This is a genomic window from Pontibacter sp. HJ8 (assembly GCF_054824225.1).
Window position 1 is genome coordinate 1 of sequence record NZ_JSYF01000580.1, and the last position, 1,214, is coordinate 1,214.

The 1,214-nt window shown below is 41.5% G+C and carries 2 protein-coding genes; both read right to left on the reverse strand.

Features of this window, described 5'->3' with window-relative positions; translation table 11 throughout:
• Nucleotides 1-178: 178 nt before the first annotated feature.
• The gene (locus OB13_RS19575) at nucleotides 179-676 is read right to left on the reverse strand and encodes a DinB family protein (protein WP_461491871.1); all 498 of its coding nucleotides are present in this window, start codon (nucleotides 674-676) and stop codon (nucleotides 179-181) included.
• A 101-nt stretch (nucleotides 677-777) separates the two neighbouring features.
• Nucleotides 778-1,214 (reverse strand): penicillin-binding transpeptidase domain-containing protein (locus tag OB13_RS19580; protein ID WP_461491872.1); only part of this gene is annotated, 437 nt, incomplete at its 5' end.

Below are 1,214 nucleotides of genomic sequence, written 5' to 3' on the forward strand. Positions count from 1 at the left end.
ATCTTTAAAAAATAGTAAAGCTTTTTTATTTCCTAAAATAAGTAATACCTGCCAACAATCAAGGTGTTTCTTTAACACCAGCTTTGTTCTGTTGATGAGGAAAGATTGATGTCGAGCTTGTGTCGTCAGGCCACTGTTTTAGAAACGCCCTGTTGACGGTTTGGGTGCACGCTCTTTATTACTGAAGCTTTAGCGTATCTTCAATTCTCTTTTTCTGTCGAAGATGATGGCGCATGTGTATGTCAGAAAACCAGAGCCATTCCTGCGCACTAAAATAACCTAGACCAGGATGTTTAGTTTTCCCTGTACTGTTGCTGTTGACCACCTTACTTCGTACAGCTATCAGTCGGGTCTTTAAGCAAGAAAACCGTTCGATAAGGTCCGTTTTACTGACGGGCTGAGGTATAGCCTGGCTTGCATGGGGGTCTCCTGCAATTCTTTCATCGGGAAACTCATTATTTGAAAATAGCCTGGTTGCAAATTCAGTCATTTGCCCCGACTGGTTATCGCTATATGTGAGGCAACTTTCGATTTGTTCGATATAGTAGTCTGTGTCTTCAAGAATATGTATATATACCTGCCCCAACGACCAGCTGCTCTCGTCCGGTTTTGCCTGCAGCACATCTAACTCATAATGCTGCAAGGCCTGTATCCAGAGATCAATTGTGCTTTCCATTCGTGTGCTAGTCATTTGCAAAAAGGTATTTTATAACATTTCAGAAGCCCTACGTCAATGGTAGTTACCCAGGCATGAGCGCTAACGTTAAGCGTTCATTTCTATTCAATTATATTTAGTTGCTTTAAGACTGATTTTGTAATCTCCTTTCTACAGGATCCAAAATCAGGATGAGGCGAACTGCGGTCTTTTATGAGCCTGGTAGCGAAGAAGTATACGTTGTCTTTCTTTTCTACATATCCAACCCACCAGCCTGTGTCTTTCCCTCCGTCTCTTGTCCAGCCGGTTTTTGCTCTTAAGGTATAGCTATCAGTTTGCTCTTCCTTCATTATTTCCTTCAGTACCTTAAATGATCTTTTAGAGAAAGGAAGGGTTTCTTCGTAAACACCAATCAGGATTTCAATTTGGTTAGCAGGTGATATGGCAAACTTTCCATAGTTCCAGAAGTCCGGATCATTTATGGACACATCTGCATTGCCGTAGTTTGACTTTGTTAGAAGTTTTCTATACCTGTCCTTCCCGATCTTTTTCGCCAACT